The sequence below is a fragment of the Salmonella sp. JXY0409-18 genome (assembly GCF_020268625.1).
In the GTDB taxonomy this organism is placed as follows: domain Bacteria; phylum Pseudomonadota; class Gammaproteobacteria; order Enterobacterales; family Enterobacteriaceae; genus Salmonella; species Salmonella enterica.
Genome location: NZ_CP084216.1, coordinates 106,613 through 127,465, shown reverse-complemented (window position 1 = coordinate 127,465; position 20,853 = coordinate 106,613). Strand labels below are relative to the sequence as shown.

25 protein-coding genes are annotated in these 20,853 nt (G+C 46.1%); 13 read left to right on the top strand and 12 right to left on the bottom strand.

Features of this window, described 5'->3' with window-relative positions; genetic code table 11:
* Positions 1-71 precede the first annotated feature (71 nt).
* From rpmG to radC, 3 genes are all read right to left on the bottom strand, one after another.
* Positions 72-239, bottom strand: a complete 168-nt coding sequence (rpmG, locus tag LDB27_RS00615) for a 50S ribosomal protein L33 (protein ID WP_001051798.1) — start codon at positions 237-239, stop codon at positions 72-74.
* 20 nt (positions 240-259) lie between these two features.
* Complete coding sequence (gene rpmB / locus LDB27_RS00610) at positions 260-496, bottom strand: 50S ribosomal protein L28 (RefSeq protein ID WP_001519051.1); 237 nt, start codon at positions 494-496, stop codon at positions 260-262.
* Positions 497-713: 217 nt separating this feature from the next.
* Entirely contained in the window at positions 714-1,379 is a 666-nt protein-coding gene (gene radC / locus LDB27_RS00605) for a RadC family protein (protein ID WP_000380129.1), read from the bottom strand.
* Positions 1,380-1,554: 175 nt separating this feature from the next.
* Here radC and coaBC point away from each other — a divergent pair, with 175 nt between their 5' ends.
* From coaBC to slmA, 3 genes are all read left to right on the top strand, one after another.
* On the top strand, positions 1,555-2,775 hold the full coding sequence (gene coaBC / locus LDB27_RS00600) for a bifunctional phosphopantothenoylcysteine decarboxylase/phosphopantothenate--cysteine ligase CoaBC (protein WP_000050105.1): 1,221 nt from the start codon (positions 1,555-1,557) through the stop codon (positions 2,773-2,775).
* The gene (gene dut / locus LDB27_RS00595; protein ID WP_000976078.1) at positions 2,753-3,211 is read left to right on the top strand and encodes a dUTP diphosphatase; all 459 of its coding nucleotides are present in this window, start codon (positions 2,753-2,755) and stop codon (positions 3,209-3,211) included. Before coaBC ends, dut begins: the two co-directional genes overlap by 23 nt.
* A gap of 107 nt (positions 3,212-3,318) precedes the next feature.
* Complete coding sequence (slmA, locus tag LDB27_RS00590; protein ID WP_000818607.1) at positions 3,319-3,915, top strand: nucleoid occlusion factor SlmA; 597 nt, start codon at positions 3,319-3,321, stop codon at positions 3,913-3,915.
* Positions 3,916-3,992: 77 nt separating this feature from the next.
* Here the strand turns inward: slmA and pyrE are convergent, their stop codons facing one another.
* Positions 3,993-4,634, bottom strand: coding sequence for an orotate phosphoribosyltransferase (gene pyrE / locus LDB27_RS00585; RefSeq protein WP_000806167.1), 642 nt, complete (start codon positions 4,632-4,634; stop codon positions 3,993-3,995).
* Between the two features lie 78 nt (positions 4,635-4,712).
* Entirely contained in the window at positions 4,713-5,429 is a 717-nt protein-coding gene (gene rph, locus LDB27_RS00580; protein WP_001247078.1) for a ribonuclease PH, read from the bottom strand.
* Between the two features lie 125 nt (positions 5,430-5,554).
* Here rph and LDB27_RS00575 point away from each other — a divergent pair, with 125 nt between their 5' ends.
* From LDB27_RS00575 to LDB27_RS00560, 4 genes are all read left to right on the top strand, one after another.
* Complete coding sequence (locus LDB27_RS00575; RefSeq protein WP_000621347.1) at positions 5,555-6,418, top strand: YicC/YloC family endoribonuclease; 864 nt, start codon at positions 5,555-5,557, stop codon at positions 6,416-6,418.
* A gap of 191 nt (positions 6,419-6,609) precedes the next feature.
* Positions 6,610-7,872 carry a tyrosine-type recombinase/integrase gene (locus LDB27_RS00570; RefSeq protein ID WP_000041075.1) on the top strand — a complete coding sequence of 421 codons (1,263 nt, stop codon included), beginning with the start codon at positions 6,610-6,612 and terminating at the stop codon, positions 7,870-7,872.
* Between the two features lie 176 nt (positions 7,873-8,048).
* A complete protein-coding gene (locus tag LDB27_RS00565) occupies positions 8,049-8,474 on the top strand; it encodes a hypothetical protein (RefSeq protein WP_000914671.1) in 426 nt (141 codons plus the stop codon).
* On the top strand, positions 8,475-9,797 hold the full coding sequence (locus LDB27_RS00560) for a DUF6575 domain-containing protein (RefSeq protein ID WP_000418442.1): 1,323 nt from the start codon (positions 8,475-8,477) through the stop codon (positions 9,795-9,797).
* 53 nt (positions 9,798-9,850) lie between these two features.
* Here LDB27_RS00560 and LDB27_RS00555 read toward each other — a convergent pair whose 3' ends face one another.
* The 4 genes from LDB27_RS00555 to LDB27_RS00540 form a co-directional block, all read right to left on the bottom strand.
* Positions 9,851-10,372, bottom strand: a complete 522-nt coding sequence (locus LDB27_RS00555) for a hypothetical protein (protein ID WP_000429952.1) — start codon at positions 10,370-10,372, stop codon at positions 9,851-9,853.
* A 287-nt stretch (positions 10,373-10,659) separates the two neighbouring features.
* Positions 10,660-11,019 (bottom strand): hypothetical protein, encoded by a 360-nt coding sequence (locus LDB27_RS00550; protein ID WP_024132318.1) that lies wholly within the window; start codon positions 11,017-11,019, stop codon positions 10,660-10,662.
* Between the two features lie 11 nt (positions 11,020-11,030).
* Positions 11,031-11,864, bottom strand: coding sequence for a lysozyme inhibitor LprI family protein (locus LDB27_RS00545; protein ID WP_001529980.1), 834 nt, complete (start codon positions 11,862-11,864; stop codon positions 11,031-11,033).
* Positions 11,865-11,886: 22 nt separating this feature from the next.
* The gene (locus LDB27_RS00540) at positions 11,887-12,471 is read right to left on the bottom strand and encodes a hypothetical protein (protein WP_023254606.1); all 585 of its coding nucleotides are present in this window, start codon (positions 12,469-12,471) and stop codon (positions 11,887-11,889) included.
* A 234-nt stretch (positions 12,472-12,705) separates the two neighbouring features.
* Here LDB27_RS00540 and LDB27_RS00535 point away from each other — a divergent pair, with 234 nt between their 5' ends.
* Positions 12,706-13,083 carry a helix-turn-helix domain-containing protein gene (locus LDB27_RS00535; protein WP_000068011.1) on the top strand — a complete coding sequence of 126 codons (378 nt, stop codon included), beginning with the start codon at positions 12,706-12,708 and terminating at the stop codon, positions 13,081-13,083.
* Between the two features lie 52 nt (positions 13,084-13,135).
* On the opposite strand, the gene LDB27_RS00530 is transcribed toward LDB27_RS00535, so the two are convergent.
* Positions 13,136-13,738: a hypothetical protein gene (locus LDB27_RS00530; protein ID WP_001185418.1), complete on the bottom strand. Its 603-nt coding sequence runs from the start codon at positions 13,736-13,738 to the stop codon at positions 13,136-13,138.
* Positions 13,739-13,991: 253 nt separating this feature from the next.
* Here LDB27_RS00530 and LDB27_RS00525 point away from each other — a divergent pair, with 253 nt between their 5' ends.
* Both LDB27_RS00525 and LDB27_RS00520 read left to right on the top strand, forming a co-directional pair.
* The gene (locus LDB27_RS00525; protein WP_369700139.1) at positions 13,992-14,246 is read left to right on the top strand and encodes a helix-turn-helix transcriptional regulator; all 255 of its coding nucleotides are present in this window, start codon (positions 13,992-13,994) and stop codon (positions 14,244-14,246) included.
* A 113-nt stretch (positions 14,247-14,359) separates the two neighbouring features.
* Positions 14,360-15,439 (top strand): hypothetical protein, encoded by a 1,080-nt coding sequence (locus LDB27_RS00520; RefSeq protein WP_000773613.1) that lies wholly within the window; start codon positions 14,360-14,362, stop codon positions 15,437-15,439.
* 104 nt (positions 15,440-15,543) lie between these two features.
* On the opposite strand, the gene LDB27_RS00515 is transcribed toward LDB27_RS00520, so the two are convergent.
* Positions 15,544-16,446, bottom strand: a complete 903-nt coding sequence (locus tag LDB27_RS00515; RefSeq protein WP_001050869.1) for a LysR family transcriptional regulator — start codon at positions 16,444-16,446, stop codon at positions 15,544-15,546.
* A gap of 73 nt (positions 16,447-16,519) precedes the next feature.
* Between LDB27_RS00515 and LDB27_RS00510 the strand changes: the two genes are divergently transcribed.
* The gene (locus LDB27_RS00510) at positions 16,520-17,401 is read left to right on the top strand and encodes an HARLDQ motif MBL-fold protein (RefSeq protein WP_001082970.1); all 882 of its coding nucleotides are present in this window, start codon (positions 16,520-16,522) and stop codon (positions 17,399-17,401) included.
* Positions 17,402-17,651: 250 nt separating this feature from the next.
* Positions 17,652-18,269, top strand: coding sequence for a trimeric intracellular cation channel family protein (locus LDB27_RS00505; protein ID WP_000924334.1), 618 nt, complete (start codon positions 17,652-17,654; stop codon positions 18,267-18,269).
* Here the strand turns inward: LDB27_RS00505 and ligB are convergent.
* Positions 18,266-19,951 carry an NAD-dependent DNA ligase LigB gene (gene ligB / locus LDB27_RS00500; protein WP_001241828.1) on the bottom strand — a complete coding sequence of 562 codons (1,686 nt, stop codon included), beginning with the start codon at positions 19,949-19,951 and terminating at the stop codon, positions 18,266-18,268. The two genes, LDB27_RS00505 and ligB, sit on opposite strands and share 4 nt — an antisense overlap.
* A gap of 256 nt (positions 19,952-20,207) precedes the next feature.
* Here ligB and gmk point away from each other — a divergent pair, with 256 nt between their 5' ends.
* Positions 20,208-20,831 (top strand): guanylate kinase, encoded by a 624-nt coding sequence (gene gmk, locus LDB27_RS00495; protein WP_000046966.1) that lies wholly within the window; start codon positions 20,208-20,210, stop codon positions 20,829-20,831.
* The last annotated feature ends 22 nt before the right edge of the window (positions 20,832-20,853 follow it).

Genomic DNA, 20,853 nt, shown 5'->3' with positions numbered 1-20,853 from the left:
CATTAATATGGGGACGGCCAGAAAACAAAAAACCCCGCCGAAGCGAGGTTTTTATTACATCAAAGCGAGAATTATTTGATTTTCGCTTCTTTGTAGATCACGTGCTGACGGACAACTGGATCGAATTTTTTCAGTTCCAGTTTTTCCGGTTTAGTACGTTTGTTCTTCGTAGTGGTATAGAAGTGACCAGTACCAGCAGAAGAAACCAGCTTGATTTTCTCACGAATACCTTTAGCCATGACTTATTTCCTCTTAGTACTTAGTACTTTTCGCCACGGGCACGCAGTTCAGACAGAACTGTTTCGATGCCTTTTTTATCGATGATACGCATACCTTTAGCAGATACACGCAGGGTGACAAAACGCTTCTCGCTCTCAACCCAGAAACGGTGAGAGTGCAGGTTAGGCAGGAAACGGCGTTTAGTCGCGTTCAGTGCGTGGGAACGGTTGTTACCGGTCACCGGACGCTTGCCAGTAACTTGGCAGACTCGGGACATGTCTATTCTCCAAAAATCAAATTAGCTCGAGCTTCGTATGGGGTATCGGCGCCTCGTCAGGCTTTACAGCCTGGTCATCGCGCAGTTCTATTGAACTCTCGATTGCCAGGCCCAAATGCCAAACCCGAGATTCTCAAAGGTGGCGTAGTATACGCTGACCCGGCGATATGCTCAAGTCCCGAACAGACAAAGATCCCGATGGATCGCGCAAAGAATCTTAAATCCAGCCGCGTTCGGCAAAAGAAACGTACTCTCCGCGCCCAATTATCAGGTGATCGAGCACCCGGATATCCATAAACTGGCAACACTTTATCACGCGCTCAGTGATAAGTTTATCTGCTTTACTTGGCTCTGCGCAGCCTGAAGGGTGGTTATGCGCCAGAATGACCGCTGAAGCATTGAGTTTAATCGCTTCCCGAACAATCTCACGCGGATGCACCTCTACGTGGTTAAGCGTGCCGGAAAACAGGCGGCTGTGCTGAAGCACCCGGTGCTGGGCATCGAGGAAGATCACCAGAAAGATCTCACGCTCTTCACCCGTCAGTTGGCTTTGCAGAAATTCCCGCGTCATTTCCGGACTCAGCAACGCACTTTCCTCATTCATGCGCACGCTGTAATAGCGCCTTGCCAGCTCAGCAATGCCTTTCAACTGCGCGAATTTCGCCAGGCCGATGCCGTTTACGCCGCGAAACTGCGCAAAGTCCGCCGACAGCAGGCCATACAGTGACCCAAAGTGCTGCAATATCTCTTTTGCCAACGTCATAACATCTTTTCCCGGCGTGCCGGTACGTAAAAAAAGCGCCAGCAGCTCCACGTCGCTGAGGGAAGCAATGCCGGATCTGAGCATTTTTTCACGCGGTAATAATTCGTCCAACGTATCCATACGCGCACCTCCTTTTTTAAGGAAGCGGCATAGTGGCATAGCCTTTGGGAGAGATCGACGCCCCGATTTTGTTCTTGCGTAGCGCCTCGCAAAGTGGAGCGCAGGCAACGACACGACGCCGTAGAGATTGTGATAAAATAGCCGCCTTTCAAAGTCACCCAACAGGAAAGACATGATGAGCCTGGCCGGTAAAAAAATTGTTCTCGGCATTAGCGGCGGTATCGCTGCGTATAAAACGCCGGAGCTGGTGCGCCGTTTACGTGAGCGCGGCGCTGACGTGCGCGTGGCAATGACCGAGGCGGCAAAAGCCTTTATTACCCCCCTGAGCTTACAGGCAGTGTCGGGCTATCCCGTATCCGACAGTCTGCTTGACCCTGCCGCTGAAGCCGCGATGGGGCATATCGAGTTGGGGAAATGGGCCGACCTGGTGATTCTTGCCCCCGCGACCGCCGATCTGATCGCCCGTGTAGCATCGGGTATGGCTAATGATTTAGTCTCCACCATCTGCCTGGCGACGCCAGCCCCGGTGGCCGTTCTTCCGGCCATGAACCAACAGATGTACCGCGCTGCTGCCACGCAACATAATCTGGAGGTGCTCGCCTCTCGCGGCCTGTTCATTTGGGGGCCGGATAGCGGCAGTCAGGCATGCGGCGATGTAGGCCCAGGCCGAATGCTGGACCCATTAGTTATCGTTGATAAGGCCGCCGCGCATTTCGCTGCCATCAACGATCTGCGACATCTTAATATCATGATTACGGCAGGCCCGACGCGCGAACCGCTCGACCCTGTGCGTTATATTTCCAACCACAGCTCAGGTAAAATGGGCTTCGCTATTGCGGCGGCCGCAGCGCGTCGCGGCGCAAATGTCACGCTGGTCTCCGGTCCCGTTTCGTTACCAACGCCGCCTTTTGTAAAACGGGTTGATGTCATAACCGCGCTGGACATGGAAGCCGCTGTTCAGGCCGCCGTTCAACAGCAGCACATTTTCATTAGCTGCGCCGCCGTGGCTGACTATCGCGCAGAGACTATCGCCAGTGAAAAAATCAAAAAACAGGCGGCGCAAGGTGATGAATTACTAATAAAAATGGTCAAAAACCCGGACGTTGTCGCCGGGGTGGCCGCACTCAGTGACAATCGACCCTACGTTGTTGGGTTTGCCGCGGAAACGAATAATGTGGAAGAATACGCCCGGCAAAAACGTATCCGTAAGAACCTTGACCTGATTTGTGCAAATGATGTTTCTCTTTCAAATCAGGGATTTAATAGCGATAAAAACGCTTTACACCTTTTCTGGCAGGATGGAGATAAAGTCTTACCGCTTGAGCGAAAAGAACTCCTGGGCCAATTATTACTCGACGAGATCGTGACCCGTTATGATGAAAAAAATCGACGTTAAGATTCTGGACCCGCGTGTTGGTCAGCAGTTTCCGCTGCCGACTTATGCTACTTCTGGTTCTGCCGGGCTTGACCTGCGCGCCTGTCTCGACGACGCCGTAGAACTGGCGCCTGGCGCAACGACGTTGGTGCCTACCGGATTGGCCATTCATATCGCCGATCCATCACTGGCGGCAGTCATGTTGCCGCGTTCTGGCCTGGGCCATAAACATGGTATCGTGCTGGGCAACCTGGTCGGGCTGATTGATTCCGATTATCAGGGGCAACTGATGGTTTCGATCTGGAACCGTGGTCAGGACAGTTTTACCATTGAACCGGGCGAACGTATCGCGCAAATGGTGTTTGTTCCGGTCGTTCAGGCCGAATTTAATCTGGTGGAAGCATTTGACGCCACCGAACGTGGCGAGGGCGGCTTCGGTCATTCTGGCCGTAAGTAAATTTTACGCATCCCCATAACGTCATAATACTGCCGCAAGCGCTGAGTTTGCGGTTATAGCGTGGGTGCTCGCCTGGCAAGTGCTTATTTTCAGGGGTATTTTGTAACATGGCAGAAAAACAAACTGCGAAAAGGAATCGTCGCGAAGAAATACTTCAGTCACTGGCGCTGATGCTTGAATCCAGCGATGGAAGCCAACGCATCACGACGGCAAAACTGGCGGCCTCGGTCGGCGTTTCCGAAGCGGCGCTATACCGCCATTTTCCCAGCAAGACCCGCATGTTCGATAGCCTGATTGAGTTTATCGAAGATAGTCTGATTACCCGTATCAATCTGATTTTAAAAGATGAAAAAAACACCAGCACGCGTTTGCGCCTGATTGTGTTGCTGATTCTGGGTTTTGGCGAACGCAACCCTGGCCTGACGCGCATTCTTACCGGGCACGCGCTGATGTTTGAACAGGATCGCCTGCAGGGGCGCATTAATCAGCTTTTTGAACGCATCGAAGCGCAGCTCCGCCAGGTGCTACGAGAAAAAAGAATGCGTGAAGGCGAAGGCTACACGACGGATGAAAATCTGCTGGCAAGCCAACTGTTAGCCTTCTGTGAAGGTATGCTTTCACGGTTCGTGCGTAGCGAATTTAAATACCGCCCAACGGACGATTTCGACGCCCGCTGGCCGCTCATTGCCGCTCAGCTACAGTAACGCTGACTGGATAGTGGCTCACGCCTTATCCCGGCGACAGAAACATAAGCCCGGTAAAGCGCCACCGGGCAATTCGCTTACACGCCAAATTCTTCCCGGTATGCTCGCACAGCCGCCAGATGCTCAGCCATATCAGGTTTTTCTTCCAGATAGGCAATCAGGTCTTTCAGCGTAATGATGGAGATAACCTTACAACCATAGTCGCGCTCCACTTCCTGAATCGCGGAAATCTCGCCGCGGCCACGTTCCTGACGATCCAGCGAAATCAGTACGCCAGCCAGTGTAGCCCCGTGCGCCTGAATAATCTCCATCGACTCGCGAATCGCCGTACCTGCGGTAATCACGTCATCCACCAGCATCACGCGGCCCTGTAGCGCGCTGCCCACCAGACTCCCGCCTTCGCCATGATCTTTTGCCTCTTTGCGGTTAAAGCAGTACGGCAGGTCTTTATCGTGATGTTCCGCCAGCGCAACCGCCGTCGTCGTCGCGATCGGAATACCTTTGTATGCGGGGCCAAACAGCAGATCAAATTCAATACCGGAATCCACCAGCGCTTCGGCATAAAAACGGCCTAACAACGCCAGGTCGCGCCCGGTATTAAACAGCCCGGCATTGAAGAAATAGGGGCTTTTGCGCCCGGATTTCAGCGTAAACTCGCCAAACTTTAGTACCTGCTTGTTAAGCGCAAACTCAATAAACTGGCGCTGATACGGTTTCATGGATTCGCTCCTTTTCTTACTTTCATCATTTACGAAATTTACGGACAAAAAAAAGGCGACTTTTCAGTCGCCTTAAAATCAATTTTCTAACGCCGCCTTCTGCGTCGCCACAATGGATTCAATTCCCCCTCGGGCCAGCGCCAACAAAGTGAGAAGTTCTTCATGGCTGAACGGCTCGCCTTCCGCGGTACCCTGTACTTCAATAATGCGGCCGTCTTCAGTCATCACGACGTTCATGTCGGTTTCTGCGGCGGAATCTTCAACATATTCCAGATCGCAGATCGCTTCGCCGTTAACGATGCCTACGGAAACCGCCGCCACCATGCCTTTCATCGGGTTGGTTTTCAGCTTACCGTTGGCAACCAATTTATTCAGCGCATCCGCCAACGCCACGCAGGCACCGGTAATAGACGCTGTACGCGTACCGCCATCGGCCTGGATTACATCGCAGTCCAGCGTAATGGTAAATTCGCCGAGCGTTTTCAGATCGACCGCCGCACGCAGCGCACGCGCGATCAAACGCTGAATTTCCATAGTACGACCGCCCTGCTTACCCTTTGCTGCTTCACGCGCATTACGGGTATGGGTAGCGCGAGGCAACATGCCATACTCTGCGGTGATCCACCCCTGGCCTTGTCCTTTCAGAAAACGTGGGACGCCTTCTTCAATGGAGGCGGTGCACAACACTTTGGTATCTCCAAATTCGACCAGTACCGAGCCTTCAGCGTGTTTTGTATAGTTACGGGTCAGGGTTACGGGACGCACCTGATTAGCGCTACGGCCTGCTGGACGCATATTGAGATCTCCGGCTTAAAACGAATGTGGCTGCGCATTATACGGACTTCCGATGGTTATTCCTATCCTGACAAGGCCTGGATAGCTATAATCCCCTCATCTCTCCTTTAAAAACGGGAACATTTATGATCCGCAGTATGACCGCCTACGCCCGGCGTGAAATCAAGGGTGAATGGGGTAGCGCGACCTGGGAAATGCGCTCGGTAAACCAGCGTTATCTGGAAACTTACTTTCGTCTGCCGGAACAGTTCCGTAGTCTTGAACCCGTCGTGCGCGAACGCATTCGTACACGCCTGACGCGCGGCAAAGTCGAATGTATGCTGCGTTTTGAACCCGATGCCAGCGCGCAAGGCGAGCTTATTCTGAATGAAAAGCTAGCGAAACAATTAGTTAGCGCCGCAAACTGGGTCAAAATGCAGAGCGACGAAGGGGAAATCAATCCGGTTGATATTTTGCGCTGGCCAGGTGTCATGGCGGCGCAAGAGCAGGATCTGGACGCGATTGCCGCAGAAATTTTAGCCGCGCTGGACGGTACGCTGGATGACTTTATCATCGCGCGCGAAACGGAAGGCCAGGCGCTGAAAGCGCTGATTGAACAACGTCTGGAAGGCGTCAGCGCCGAAGTAGCGAAAGTCCGCGCGCATATGCCGGAAATCCTGCAATGGCAGCGTGAACGCCTGGTCGCGAAGCTGGAAGATGCTCAGGTTCAGTTGGAAAACAACCGTCTGGAGCAAGAGCTAGTGATGATGGCGCAGCGCATTGATGTGGCGGAAGAGCTGGATCGTCTGGAAGCGCACGTCAAAGAGACTTACAACATTCTGAAGAAAAAAGAGGCGGTAGGGCGCCGTCTGGACTTCATGATGCAAGAATTTAACCGTGAGTCGAACACTCTGGCCTCCAAATCCATCAACGCTGATGTAACTAACTCCGCTATTGAATTAAAAGTGTTGATCGAGCAAATGCGCGAGCAGATTCAGAATATCGAGTAACGTTTCACGCGATCTCGTGTTGTCTCATTAAGTCTTACCTGGACAAAAAGGCCATTGTAAATCATGGCCTTTTTTGTTTTATATAGTCTCATATCGTATCACTAGAGCGCGTGTTTCGTATGTACATAGACGTGTACATACTGGCATTTATGACACGCAGTTTATGTACACAGCAATGAGACAAGATAAGCATGTCAAAACTGACAGACTTACAAATCAGAGCATGGATAAAATCGGGTGAGCATTTTGCTGGTCGCTCTGATGGGGGTGGGCTGTATTTGTGCTTCCCAGAAAATTACTCAGTACCCTTTTGGCGTTTGCGTTATCGTTTTGCGGGCAAACAGCGATCGCTGGTCATAGGCACGTACACCGAGCTGTCACTCGCTAAAGCACGAGCAAAAGCTAAAGAACAGTCAGCACGGGTTGCATTGGGTTATGACGTTGCGGGGGAAAAGCAAGAACGCAAAGCTGAAGCGCTGAGGAAGATGGAGGATGAAAAGCACGCGCTACGTGTTTCAGAACTTGCAGCTGAATACTTTGAACGCCAGATTCTCAATCGGTGGAAGCATCCAGACATCCTACGTCGTCGCATAGATAAGGACATTAATCCGGCAATCGGTCGCCTCAGAATTGAAGAGGTTAAAGCCAGGGATATTGATGACATGCTGCAAAAAATAGTTCAGCGTGGTGCACCTACAGTCGCTAACGATGTGCTCAGATGGACTCGTCGTATCTTCGATTACGGGATAAGACGGCATATGCTAGAAACGAATCCTACTAGTGCTTTTGAAATTGATGATGCAGGTGGGCAGGAAAAAAGCAGGGAACGCTGGCTAAGCCGAGAAGAGCTTGCGCGATTCTTACAGGCAATGCCGATGACAAAAGGTTTCTCACGTCAGAACGAACTGACAATGAAACTTCTGCTGGTGTTTTGCTGCCGCAAGATGGAGCTTTGCGGTGCTCGTTGGGAAGAGTTCGATTTTAATGAAGCAGTTTGGCGCTTACCCGCAGAGCGGGTAAAGAATGGCGATGCGATTGATATACCTATCCCGGCAGTAGCTCTTGAATGGCTGAAGGAACTGCATCAAATGTCCTGCAATAGCCAGTGGGTGCTGCCAGCAAGAAAGATGCAGCACCGGATGATTCCTCACATTCAGGAAAGTACACTCCCCGTAGCATTGAGCAAGGTGAAGGGTAACCTCCCCGACGTACCTAATTTTACTATTCATGATTTTCGACGTACCGCGCGATCGCACCTGGCTGCATTAGGGATTGATCCAGTAGTTGCAGAACGCTGCCTGAACCACAGAATCAAAGGTGTTGAGGGGATATACAACCGTTATCAGTATTTCGATGAGAGGAAGCAGGCGTTGGAGCTGTGGGCTGACTTGCTGGTTTCTTTAGAAAGAGGTGAAGGCTATAACGTGACGCCGTTGAGAAAGGGGATTGCATGAAATTCACCAGTAAGTAATGCACAGTCGGGGGTGTTACATGTCAACAGTTGGGTTTTCAATCTTCTTCTCGCGCCATATCCTTCTAAATGGTCAGCACTTGTGAGATGTGTTCTTGATTTAACGGCCAATTTGAGGGTAAATGTAGCTATCTGTAAAATCTACCGACCGTTACACTTATGTTAAAAAAACAAGAAGCTAAGAACGAAAAAAAAGATGGTTGGCCCGACTTTTATCCATCTGATCTTGAGTTACCACCGAAGGATGCTGTCGATGCGGCTGGAACCTTATACAGACTGGTTAAATCATTACCTCCGACAGAAGAGTGTTTTTGGTCAACCCATCAAGAACAGCCTAATAGGCATGAAAAATGTAATACCTTAGAAAAAAAGCAGGCGGTTTATGGTACGAGTATGTGGGCTAGTAAAGACCTCTTACTGGAGGCGATGGAATCGCTACCGGAAGCCTTGAAACAACGCAAGTTGGCCTGCGGCGTAGTCAACGCTAGTATGGGGAAAATGCGTAAAACCCTTGAAGAAGGTCATATTACATTGTGGCTAAAAAAAAGTAGCCACATTCATATAAATTTTAGCGAGGCTAAATAAATGGAATTATTCGCTAGTGATCCAAGATTTGGTAAACTAAGAATAATAAATGTTTACCTCGAGTTTGATGGTCCAAAAATCTTCTATGCCGAAAATGAAAGCGGCTCAACTTTTTTTGTATACTGGGTTGGTGACGAAGAAGCTTTCGAAAACTGGTATGTAATTCCGTGTTCAAAATCTAAAATAATAGCTTTTGAAAAGAAACAATTAAATTTAAAAACAATACTCGAGCAACAGGAACAAGAGTATTTTTACGATGTTAAATTGCCATTCTCTTCAAGTGAAGAGTTAATTGTTGATTTTAAACATAGAAATAAAATAGCAGAGATAGAACTCCCTAAGGAAAATGTATTTGTAAAAAACATAAAAATTTACGCGCCTAGTATTCTTGAAAACGATCTCATTCCAACACATGAGTTAATTGTATCTAAAACAAACAAGAAATCTAAGAAAAATGTTTTATTAGAACATATGAGCCTTGTGTGTGATAGATTTAGTGAGCTGGTTTTTGGCTTTAATAAATCTCATGATATTGTTAGTAGTTTACAACCGTTGAATGCTAGATATGGTTCTTTTGCTATTTCTCTCCACGCAGAAAACTTAACGAAATTCGAAGAGTTTTTGGCAAAAGTATCAGAACTAATGATACATAAAAAAGATATCACTTCCTTCTTAGAGGAATGGGATATAGATATTAAAGTTTTTCTGAATTTATTAAAAGCAATAGAAAATTCAAGTATTGATTTTGAACTGCGCTCTTCAGCAGAACCAGAAAAAATCATAAAAATATACAAGATAGATGCAGAGATATATTTATCTCGCCTTAAAAAAAGAGCACTTACATATATCTCATCTATCAAAGTTCCACAAGGAAATGATATAGAGAAGGTATTCAAGCTTATTGATTTAAAATGGAATAATGAACCAGTAAATGCTGTGTCATTGAATGTGGAACCAAGACTAGTTGCTTACTATAGACAATCTGCTCATATACTTGGATTTGTTGAATATAATGGTGAGCTAACCCCTCAGGGGCAAAGAATTGCTCTTTCAGATAATAATACAAAATATAGGATTACTGCTAATGCCTTTGAAGCCAGTGAGTGTGTATGGGCATGGATAAATCATTTTGATTTAACTAATATAGCCGAGATAGATCCTAATACTGCAAAGGATTTTCTGACTGAACGCTGTCCGACTTTGTCTGGTCAAACGATTAGCCGTAGAGCAAACACTCTATCATCATGGTGGAAACAGCTCATACCACATTATTTAGATGTTAAAGCTGTCAATGATGAGAAACATCAAAAAAACGGAGTTTAATTAAAGCAAAGAATAAAGAGAGGCTTGCCTCTCTTTATTCTTTTAATCTAGCATTATCCTTCAGATACATGTTTAGATAACTGTTGGAGCTTTTTAATAAACACATCCCAGTTATAAGAACAAATTGCTCCCATACATAAATAACCAATCTTTACACTATTCTTTTCTGTATCAGGATTAGAACCACCTGTAAGAATTATCAACCCACTATAAAGGAGGCAAAATATCAATATCCCTATAATTACAGAAAGAATTGGAGCCATCAAATAGCCCCATAAATGATCTATATCTAACTTTTTATTTACAGCAGCATATTTGTGCAATGAAGTAATACCTAATGTTGCACCACCTAAAATAGCACCAAATGTAGTAAAAATCGCAAGTTTTATTTCCTCATTCACAGTAAAGGTATTATTAAAATGCAATATCCTTCCTAAAAAAGAAAAATCGCCTGACCACGATAGGAATAAATATTTTATCGAAAGAAAAGAGTAGGTCATCAAATAAATAAAAATGATGAAAGCTAAAATCAGCCTTCCCCAACTAAAAGGTATCTCTTCAGGATTATTTTCCATTATTTATCTCTTACTATTTTTTTTAGATTAAAAATGTGATTTTTACTCATATTGAAAGACTGGTTGATCACGAGCCAGAAAAGGCAAACATTATTATACAACTACGTTTATGTTTACTATACCACCGTTTATTATATAATGCATCAATGTATTATGCCACAATCACACCGTATAGATTTACCAAGTGGTTAGCAGCCCTTAAAATTAACTTACCGATGATTTATAAAATCATTCAGCAAGGCACTTCGGATAAGAGCCACAGTAAATTATGGCTCTTATTCGTTTAACTATTTTAGAACATATTTCCCATCCAATGAACCAACAGCAGAGACACCGCAATGGTTTTCACAGCTACGAGTCATAACATTAACTGTGCCATCTTTCAATTCACTGATCACCGCCACACATGCACTCGAAGAATCACTGTAGATCCAGCGATTTCTCTGTCCTTCTCCAGCCCTAACAGATTCAGCCATACCTCCTATACTACATAAACTAGAAGTATTACTATGAGATCCATTAATACTAAACTCGGCAATCTCAACTCCCGGAGATAATGACAGAACATTATTATTTTTCGTAAAAACGAAAGTATTAGCCAAAGAGGAACCTGTAACAAAAATAAAAATAATAGAAAACCTTCTCATTATAATACCTGTCATAAATCTTTGGAGTTATTATTGTCAATAACATAACCTGTATAGCTCAAAAAAATACGAGCTAACTCTCGCATGTCATTTTCAGTAGTAGCCTCAATAACTTTATCGCCAGATACGAGACCATTTAAATAAATCTCACCATTTTCTTCTCTAAAAATAAACCCAGAAGAAGGTCTCCCTGTTGTTTTTATTTTAAATCCAGCATAACCTTTATAATTGATCATCTCTAATGATGTTAAATCTGGAAGTTCATAAATCAATGACAGACTCTCTCTTAATGTATGATATTCAAAGTAACTACCAAACCCATCTAAAAATAAAATTGAATCTAACTGTTTATTATTAAATCCTAATTGTTGGACTTTGTTAGTGTTCTTAGTTGATAATTCCCTGATAACTTCCTCAGGTGTCTTATGAGTTTTATTATATTCTTGAGAAGCTAGATCTCTCTTTATCTTATCTATTGCTTCGGAAAATTTAATATATTCAATTTTGCCACTAAGATGATCAAAGCATTCGTTCCAAAGATAATCCATCTGCTTAGAATACATTCGTTCAATGCATTGAGCATCAGTACAAGCATTTCTCTTATTAAGCCAATCTATTTGCGATTTTCTAATTTTAGATTTTGCTTCTTCAGGCATATCAGGCCCCATAGCTATTTTATAGTTCTGGGATAGATAGTCGTCCAAACGACTTAACTTATGATCTGAGCAAATCATTTTTTCAACACCTGAAGCTACTGTATTACAATCAAAAGAAGCAGCATAACTTGTACTGCAAGCCATCATTGAAAGAATAAATAAAGATTTTTTGTTTATGATATTTACCATGAGAAGTCCTTATTTTAAAAGCCTAGCAAACATATTTTAGAGAACCATCAATTGTATAGGTAGATGATATATATGGTGATTCTATGAGCCTGAACGTTCCCGCGCCAACGATATGATTCATAACCCGAACATCCTGGAAGGATGATTTCTCATACGATTGTGCTCGGTGATAGAATGCAGAATATGCAACAAGTCCCTCACCCCAAGTAATATCTCTTGCGGGTCCAACGATTGCGTTACAAAAAGACTTATGAAAATCAAATAATTGTTCAGCGCCCCTTCCGACTGAACAGCTTGAAAAGCAAATACACTTACCTCTTAATATAGGCCACGCTATACGATCAAAATCCCTCCATGTAATAAAATCCTCGTCTGTTAACATAAAACCATCACATGAACCGTGAGCACTTATATGTACATATTTTATGTGTTCTCGTTGCGCTATTTTTAATGCTTTTACTAGCATTCCTTCATTAACTACTTCAGTACATTTTGCAGCTACACCTTGTAACTCCAAAACCTTCCTTAGTGTATTTCCCTCGTATCTCTCATCATAAATATCCTGATCGCTGCGTGATTCAATAATAAGTATTTTTTGTTTTTTCATTACTTTCGCCCACAAAGACCTTCAATGATGGTCTTTTAACCGATGTATCAATATGAACCATCCTTGATAAGCATGATTACTGTAAAAGCCATATGACTTCGCACATCTCAGTTCAGCACCTCATCAAACAGCCATAGGAGAGCAAAAACACATTTATAATCCATAGATGATATTCATACAAGAGCAAAAAGCCCACAAACTTCCATCTATAGACATTATGGGGAGTGGTGGTATATGGCTCAGCTATCTTCAGATAGTGCAGATAAACAGGTAGGGCAGCGCATTCAGATGCGACGTAAAGAGCTAGGGATAACAGCTCAGCACCTGGCCGAACTTGTCGATATCTCTCATCAGCAACTCTCACGCTATGAACGTGGTACAAACAAGATCAATGTGGCACATCTTGTTAACATCGCTATTAAATTGAATACACCAATTAGTTGGTTTTTTATTGACTGCTTTTCGACATTAGACAATGAATCTAAGAACCAGCAAGATTTTGTGCCAGTCAAGGATGCCGATTTAAAAAATCGTTTTGATCAGATATGGCCTCGATTAACCCATGAGCAAAGACGTGTACTGATTATGCTCTTAGATGAATATACGAAATGAGACTTAAAAGTAAAGCCTCATTTCTTCCAAAAATATGACTACCGTCCGATATTCAGACCTCGTCATCCATTGCTGTAAGTAGTTTAAGAATTTTATTTTTATCAAAAAATCGTTCAAGAAATTTTTCGTTACCTGATAGGCCACGTTTTTTCCCAATTTTGTCTATATAAATTTTGGTTTCCTTATTTTTTAGTTCTGCGAGGATAGCTTCCTTTGACCATTTTTTTTCATTACTAAGATGATCAACATACTTATAGACACCTAATGTTTTAATTGATCGGCTAGTAGTCGGAGAATATCCAAAACTTTCGTCGCTAGTTCTTAATAAATATTTAAAAATTGCCGAATACATTTCAACAAGATTGTGCATTTGAGGCTTAGGTCTCTTATAACCTAGCACCTCACACAAATCGCTTAATTTTTCAAAACTTTCATCATCAAGCCGAAGTTGAATATGATTTCTTCCTATTTTTTCAAGCTGCTTTTTGCGTGTGTTCTGATACTCAATATTGGCTTTACGTCGAGCTTTTAAAGATTCATCAATACCCTTAGATCCACCATCCTTTTCTTCGTCCTCGAAATCCTCCACTTCATCATCAGTCTTAAATTCAAAAGGATCATCAAGTTCGCTCAATTTTATGTGCTTTAACGCCATTACCAACCCCTTATGGTTTTCTGATCATCAGATCACGGACAAGCTTCAAACTGTCAAATTTAGATCTGATGATCAGACTACCATGTAAAAAATCTGATGATCAGATAAAAATGCCACAAAAAAGACAAAAAAATATCGCCATATTTAACAATAGGTTAATGAACAACCCCATCCCTCACCCCCTGATAATGAGGCATTTTTTATCGCAAAAACCATCCATTCTGAAAAATCTGTAAATGCGGGGGAGCATCAATTGGATGCGTTAACTAAACAGGCTTTAACCATGACTGCTCTACGCCTAATCAAGATCAAAACAGTCCTTGAATACTGTGCTTTCTCACGCGCTACGCTCTATCGCCAAATCAAAGCAGGTCATTTCCCTGAACCAGTTCGCCTGACTGGTGGTGTAAACGCATCTTCTCGCTCAGTAGCGTGGAGAGAAGAGGAAGTACAGTTGTGGATTACCAGCCGCCAGAAAGTACCGCTATCAGAAACAAGAAGAAATTGAGCGAAAAAGCTCATCGCTCTAATAGCACGTTATATGCACATCTATAGGGATAGTGATTATCTGATTCAATACTCACTATCCCATACCAATAGTTATTTCTGTAAGGGATATAAATGAAACTTAACAAACGAAACATAGAGTTTTGTTGTTCACTTGATATTGGCATGAATACCAGAGATCAAAAGTTAAAAATGCGAGTTGATAAGCTATGTGTTGTAAGTCAATTCGATAAAAATACCGAAATGAAGATTACATATGCAAAACTGAAAAGGATGAGACACAAGGAATTCAAACAATATCGCGTTCAATATATCCTTAACAAAGTTGGGAAACCTTATCGAAAAGCGTTATTGATCCGAGGGAAGAAGAAACACTCACCTGTACTGTTGCGAATAGATTATTCTCCAATAAATCGTAATACAGGAGGAATACGTCTAGATTTTCGCCCCCAGCATATGAAGTCCACAAAAATAGATCATTTGCTATCGTGGATAAATAGTCGATTAGGAGGAATATTCTACCAGCTGCTGGCGCAGGCATGGATTACACAAATTGATGTCGCTCTTGACGTCTACAAATGCAAATTGGATGATTATATATGGGGCTTAGAACGTTCAGGAAAAACAGCATACTTTGATAAGGAAAATGGTTTACCGGGACTAAGGATAGGAAGTTGCCGCTCGCTTTTACACATCCTTTGCTATGGAAAAGTTGATGTTAACAGCGGTAGAAAACTGGTATTTAAGGAAAGAGCCAAATTCATTAACATTAATTTTGATGAGTATCAGCAATTCTTGCGTATTGAGGCTCGGTACAGGCCAAACACTAAACCCACAAGCAAGAAGGGTAACGTTTTAATGCTGGCCCACCTTTCAGAGATGAGAAATCCCTTCGAGCGACTCCGGGTCTACTCGAAAGATTTGGGGGATGAGTTATTGGAAAGAGGGCTTCTTTGTACCTTGCCAGACGCTCCCAGCATCGCTGAAATGAAGCGCTACATGCTGGCAACTATGCAATACCCACGCTTGCCTCGCAAAGTCGAAAGACTCATTGCAGAGCACGAAACAGATCTGTTCAATAAATACACAGTCTGGACGCAGTGGTCACGCTGCGTTGCTCAATTAAGCGGCATTTTCAGTATAGCGTCTGTTTTCTGTGTACATAGACGTGTACATAATGAAAAGACCGAGTAGATAAAAATCAATGTAATCAAACACTATACACCACTACTCAACATTCAAATCCAAATTCTGGCGCTCAATATGTCACAGAGCCCGCCTTATGCGGGCTCTCGCGTTTATCGGTAGTACGTTTTTAATTTCCGGCGAATAGCGTCGATAAGGCGCCGCTTCCACTCTACCGTTGAAGCCCGATACTGCATAAAAATAGCGCCTTCCGCCTGCTCCCCGGCAAGCGGCAGGACAAAAAGACCGCGCTTATCGGATAAATTTTCATACCAGGGGCGCGGTACAATCGCCATTAGCGGCGCCGACTGGACAGCAGGCGCAAGTTGACTGTAATCATGACAAACAAACGCCAGCGGACGTTCAAACCCGGCACGAGCCTGCTGCCTGTCCAGTTCGTTGTTCTCTTTTGTCCACGGCAAACAGTAAATGTGCTGATAATGCTGTAGATCAGCAAAATTCAACTCTGCGGCATTCTCCAGACGTGAACGCAATGGCGCGCCATAAACCGCAATCAAACGCGTAGTCCCCACCCGCTCGTAATGCAGAGCGCTGACCTGCTTTTGATGGTCGCCAATTGCCAGCACCAAATCAACCGAGCTATCCAACAGTTCATCACGCCAGGGTCGGCGGGCAAAAGGAAGGCACTCGATCACCGCCTGATGAAGATGACCTTTCTCTGCGAGAACGGGCGTAAGCAGCGCGTTCAATGCGGGAGGAAGTACCACCCGGAAACAACGGGAGCCGTTCTCTTTATCGCCAAACAGCTCCTCATTAAGCGAAACAAACACAGGCGCCAATTTGTCACGCAGCGCCTGCGCATAAGGCGTAGGAATCTGGCGGTTCCCTTCCCGTCGAAACAACGGGTCGTTTAGCGCATCGCGCAATCTCATTAACGCATGACTTACCGCAGAAGGCGACAAAGCCAGCTTTTGCGCCGTTTTCCCCGTAGAGCTCGTCTCCAGCAGCACATACAGTACTTTTAACAGGTTCATATCCATTTGCAGCAAGTTCATTAAACGTCTCTCTTATTGAACCTGGCTAAATTACTGCCAGGTATACTGCGGGCGCTTCAATCAGGAGAACATTATGAATCGCTATGCATTATTCTTTGTATGTATATTTTCAACATCAGCACTTCCTGCCATGGCGGCATTAGATCCTTCACAACCGTTATCACCCGCGCCTCCGTTATCACTGTTTAAAGCGTGGGCTAAGCCTATGAAGCCGTTTCAAATCACAGAAGGCGTGTGGTATGTCGGCACGGAAAATCTCTCTTCTATTCTGCTGACCACCCCGGCAGGGCATATTCTTATTGATGCGGGATTGGATGAAAGCGCACCGCAAATTAAAGCGAATATTGAAGCGGCAGGATTCCGCCTCACAGACATACGCTATCTATTGAACAGCCATGCGCGGCTGGATCAAGCGGGGGGCATGGCACGTTTGAAAGCGTGGAGCGGCGCACAATTGGTCGCCAGCCAACCCAACGCCGATCAGATGGCGAGGGGTGGACGAGAGGATTTTGCGCTTGGCGATGCGCTCCCCTTCCCGCCCGTCACCACTGATAAAATTATCCACAACCAGGAAAGCATCAGCCTCGGAGGGATAACCGTGACAGCACTATTCACGCCCGGACATCTGCCCGGCTCAACTTCCTGGCGCGTAACGCTCCGCAACGGCAAGACGCTAATTTACGCAGATAGTCTCGCCACGCCCGACTATCTGCTGATTAACAACAAAAACTACCCTGACCTGGTTACTGATATTCAGAGTAGCTTTAAGACACTGGCCGCCCAGCATGTTGATATCTTTATTGCCAACAAAGGTGACCGCTTCGGGCTACTGGAGAAACGACAGCAACTTCGCAACGGCGATACACAGGCATTCTTTGATTCCAATGGCTTGCAACAGTATGTGGAACGCTCACGTCAGCGCTTCATCACACAACTTACCGCACAGCAGCCATAATGAAATGACGCACCGGCGGCGCGTCCAGGGCGCCGTTCAGGTAATTTATCTAAGTCAAAACAGAAAAACCTCGCATACAATAAACCACAAAAATGACGTTCAATTTATTGATATTTATAATAAATAATTATTAATCATAAATTTAAAATCATTACTAAAATTTATTAATCGTGTAATGCCTTAGAAAATCTCAATCGTGATACAGCGCACAAATCGTTAATCTTCGCCCCCAGTAAATTAGGGGGAAATCATGCTGTTGCACGTTCTTTATTTAATTGGCATTACTGCCGAGGCCATGACGGGCGCACTCGCTGCGGGTCGTCGTCGCATGGATACATTCGGTGTAATTATTATTGCTACCGCCACCGCCATTGGTGGAGGCTCGGTTCGCGACATTCTGCTCGGTCACTATCCGCTGGGTTGGGTGAAGCATCCCGAATATGTCATTATTGTGGCGACTGCCGCTGTATTGACCACCATTGTTGCCCCCGTCATGCCCTATTTACGCAAGCTTTTCCTGGTACTTGACGCGCTGGGGTTGGTGGTTTTCTCTATTATTGGCGCTCAGATAGCCCTTGATATGGGCGAAGGGCCAATTATCGCCGTGGTAGCCGCCGTCACTACCGGCGTCTTTGGCGGCGTACTCCGCGATATGTTCTGCAAACGCATTCCACTGGTGTTTCAAAAAGAGCTATATGCCGGCATTTCGTTCGCCTCGGCGGTGCTCTATATTGCGCTACAACATTACGTCATGAATCCGGATGTCGTCGTTATCTCTACGTTACTGTTTGGCTTTACAGCAAGGTTATTAGCGCTACGTCTTAAACTTGGCCTGCCGGTATTTTATTACCGCCATGAAGGGCACTAAGACCCAAATCCGGGAATATGCTGAGCAGACAGCCATCTGCTCAGCGCTTTGATCTGCGGATTATCCCGCCAGTCGATAACTCTCCCGGCACGGCGCTCGCCCGTCGCTGGCAACTGCCGCCAGTGTTGCTCTGTTCGCATTAATAACTGCTCCCATGAACGATCGCCGCTGGCCTGTAATGCGGCCTGCGTTAAGGGGATATCCATCGCCATGATCCAGCGGGTAAACGACTGCCGGCGCGCCAGGTTAAATTGCCGCCATATCTGCTCGCTTTTTCCTTTAGCAAAGCCTGGCGTGTTGGCTATTTGCGCTGACGTCAGGGCAAGCCAGGAGAAGATATGCTCAAAGCGATGCGTCTGATGCAAGGCCCGCCAGCTGGCTTCGCCCATTCCGTCCAGACCCAACGCCGATCGTGATCCCAGCCATACCAGCCTGGAGATAAACTGTTCCTGACACGTTGCCGACGCGTAAAAGCAGGTCAGCGAGTTGAAATGGCTATCAGGCGGTACAGGCTTACTCCGCTCACGACTCCGCCAGACGACCTCATCAAGCCGGGGAATGCCTTGCCCGGCCAGACTCACCAGGATCTGATCGCCCGGCGCGATATCCCACGCTTCCCAACGTTTCACAGAGCCGATATTGACCCGCTGAACCCGCTTATCATCCAATATAACGGGGACAAGCGACGCTACTACGGTAATTTTGCCGCTTTTCCCCACCGAGAACTGAATAGCGCTCACTTGCGCGACCTGCGCTACTGGCGGATATTTCCATGCTGCCAGCCAGTCGCCCTGCCCGGGTCGCCAGTATTGTGCCGCGGGCTCTTTAGCCATGCGTATCACTACGCCATCCGTCACAAAGGGCAACGCTGACGTCAGCCATGACTGGCGCGCCCGCTCGACCTCGCTGGCATCTTTTACCGCCAGGGTATATTTCTTCGTCAGACTGAATCCAGCCTTAGCAAGTTGGCTTAATCTTTCGGGCATATTTGCCGGACCGTCCGGCCACGCCCAAATAAAAATACCCAACGAATTTAGCGCGGAGGCGTTATCCTGGCGCATTAACATTCCTGCGACTTTCGAGCGCGCATTCATCCCGCCCATCCGTTGCTGGATATGCCCCTCGCGCTGTAGAAAGATTTCGCCCTGCAACACCGCGTTAGCAAGCGCGCCTTGTGTTGTCTGCGGTATAGAGGGGATCAGGCGAATTTTTGGCGTCCAGTCCTCGCCTTGTAGTCCGTTACCTCGGCTGATAGCCCTGGCCAGTTTACCGTTTTGATAAACCAGCGTTACCGCTACGCCATCCACTTTTGGTTGTACCCAAAGCTCGCTGCGCCCGCGCATCCACTGTTCTACCGCCTGCCGGTCCGCGAGTTTACGTACGCCCGTATGCGCAACAGGATGCATTGTTGTACCGTTTAACGGCGGTGAAACCGGAGTAGATGAAACATCCTGACCAACACAGCGTTGCCACTGAACCAGCCTTGCGCTGAGTTGGTCGTACACACTATCGTCAACCGCGCTAACGCCTTGTTTCCAGTAAATGTCATTCCAGTCAGCGAGCTGTTGCTGTAAACGGGCGATTTCTTCAGCGGCCCTTGCTGGCGGCCAGGCCGGGCAAAGCGCCCCACTCTGCGAATGCCACAATAAAATTCCCCACGCCATACTTTTCCATAATCTCATCACGACCTCCTGCGCACATTGCCCGGCAGGTATAGCGCTTTAGTGAATAAAAACCGACAGGTAAAAATGCATCATCCGAGCCGCTTTCCAGATTTTTTGGTGGGTTGCTGCAACGACGCGATAAAAGCGGAAAAAGGGACGCAAAATGCAATAATCTGGCGCAAAAAGTGTGACAAAGACTACGTCGCATAACGGCGATGTGTATAATAAGCCCGTATCAAGGCTCTATTTCGATAATCACAGACGTAAGATACTCATGGCTCAAGGTACGCTTTATATTGTTTCTGCCCCCAGTGGCGCGGGTAAATCCAGCCTGATTCAGGCTTTATTAAAAACCCAACCGTTGTATGACACTCAGGTTTCCGTTTCACATACCACGCGCGCGCCGCGTCCGGGTGAAGTGCACGGTGAGCACTATTTCTTTGTAAATCATGATGAGTTTAAAACCATGATTGGCAGGGAGGCGTTTCTGGAGCACGCGGAAGTGTTTGGCAATTACTACGGCACTTCGCGCGAAACCATTGAGCAAGTGCTGGCAACCGGCGTTGATGTTTTTCTGGATATCGACTGGCAGGGCGCCCAGCAAATTCGCGAAAAGATGCCGCAAGCACGCAGCATTTTTATTTTGCCGCCGTCAAAGATCGAATTGGATCGCCGTTTACGCGGCCGCGGGCAAGATAGCGAAGAAGTCATTGCCAAACGAATGGCGCAAGCGGTTGCAGAAATGAGCCATTACGCCGAATATGATTATCTTATTGTGAATGACGACTTTGATACCGCGTTAAGCGACTTGAAAACCATCATTCGCGCTGAACGTCTGCGTATGAGCCGCCAAAAGCAGCGTCATGACGCTTTAATCAGCAAATTGTTGGCAGACTGAACCCACTTTCAGTATCATGCCC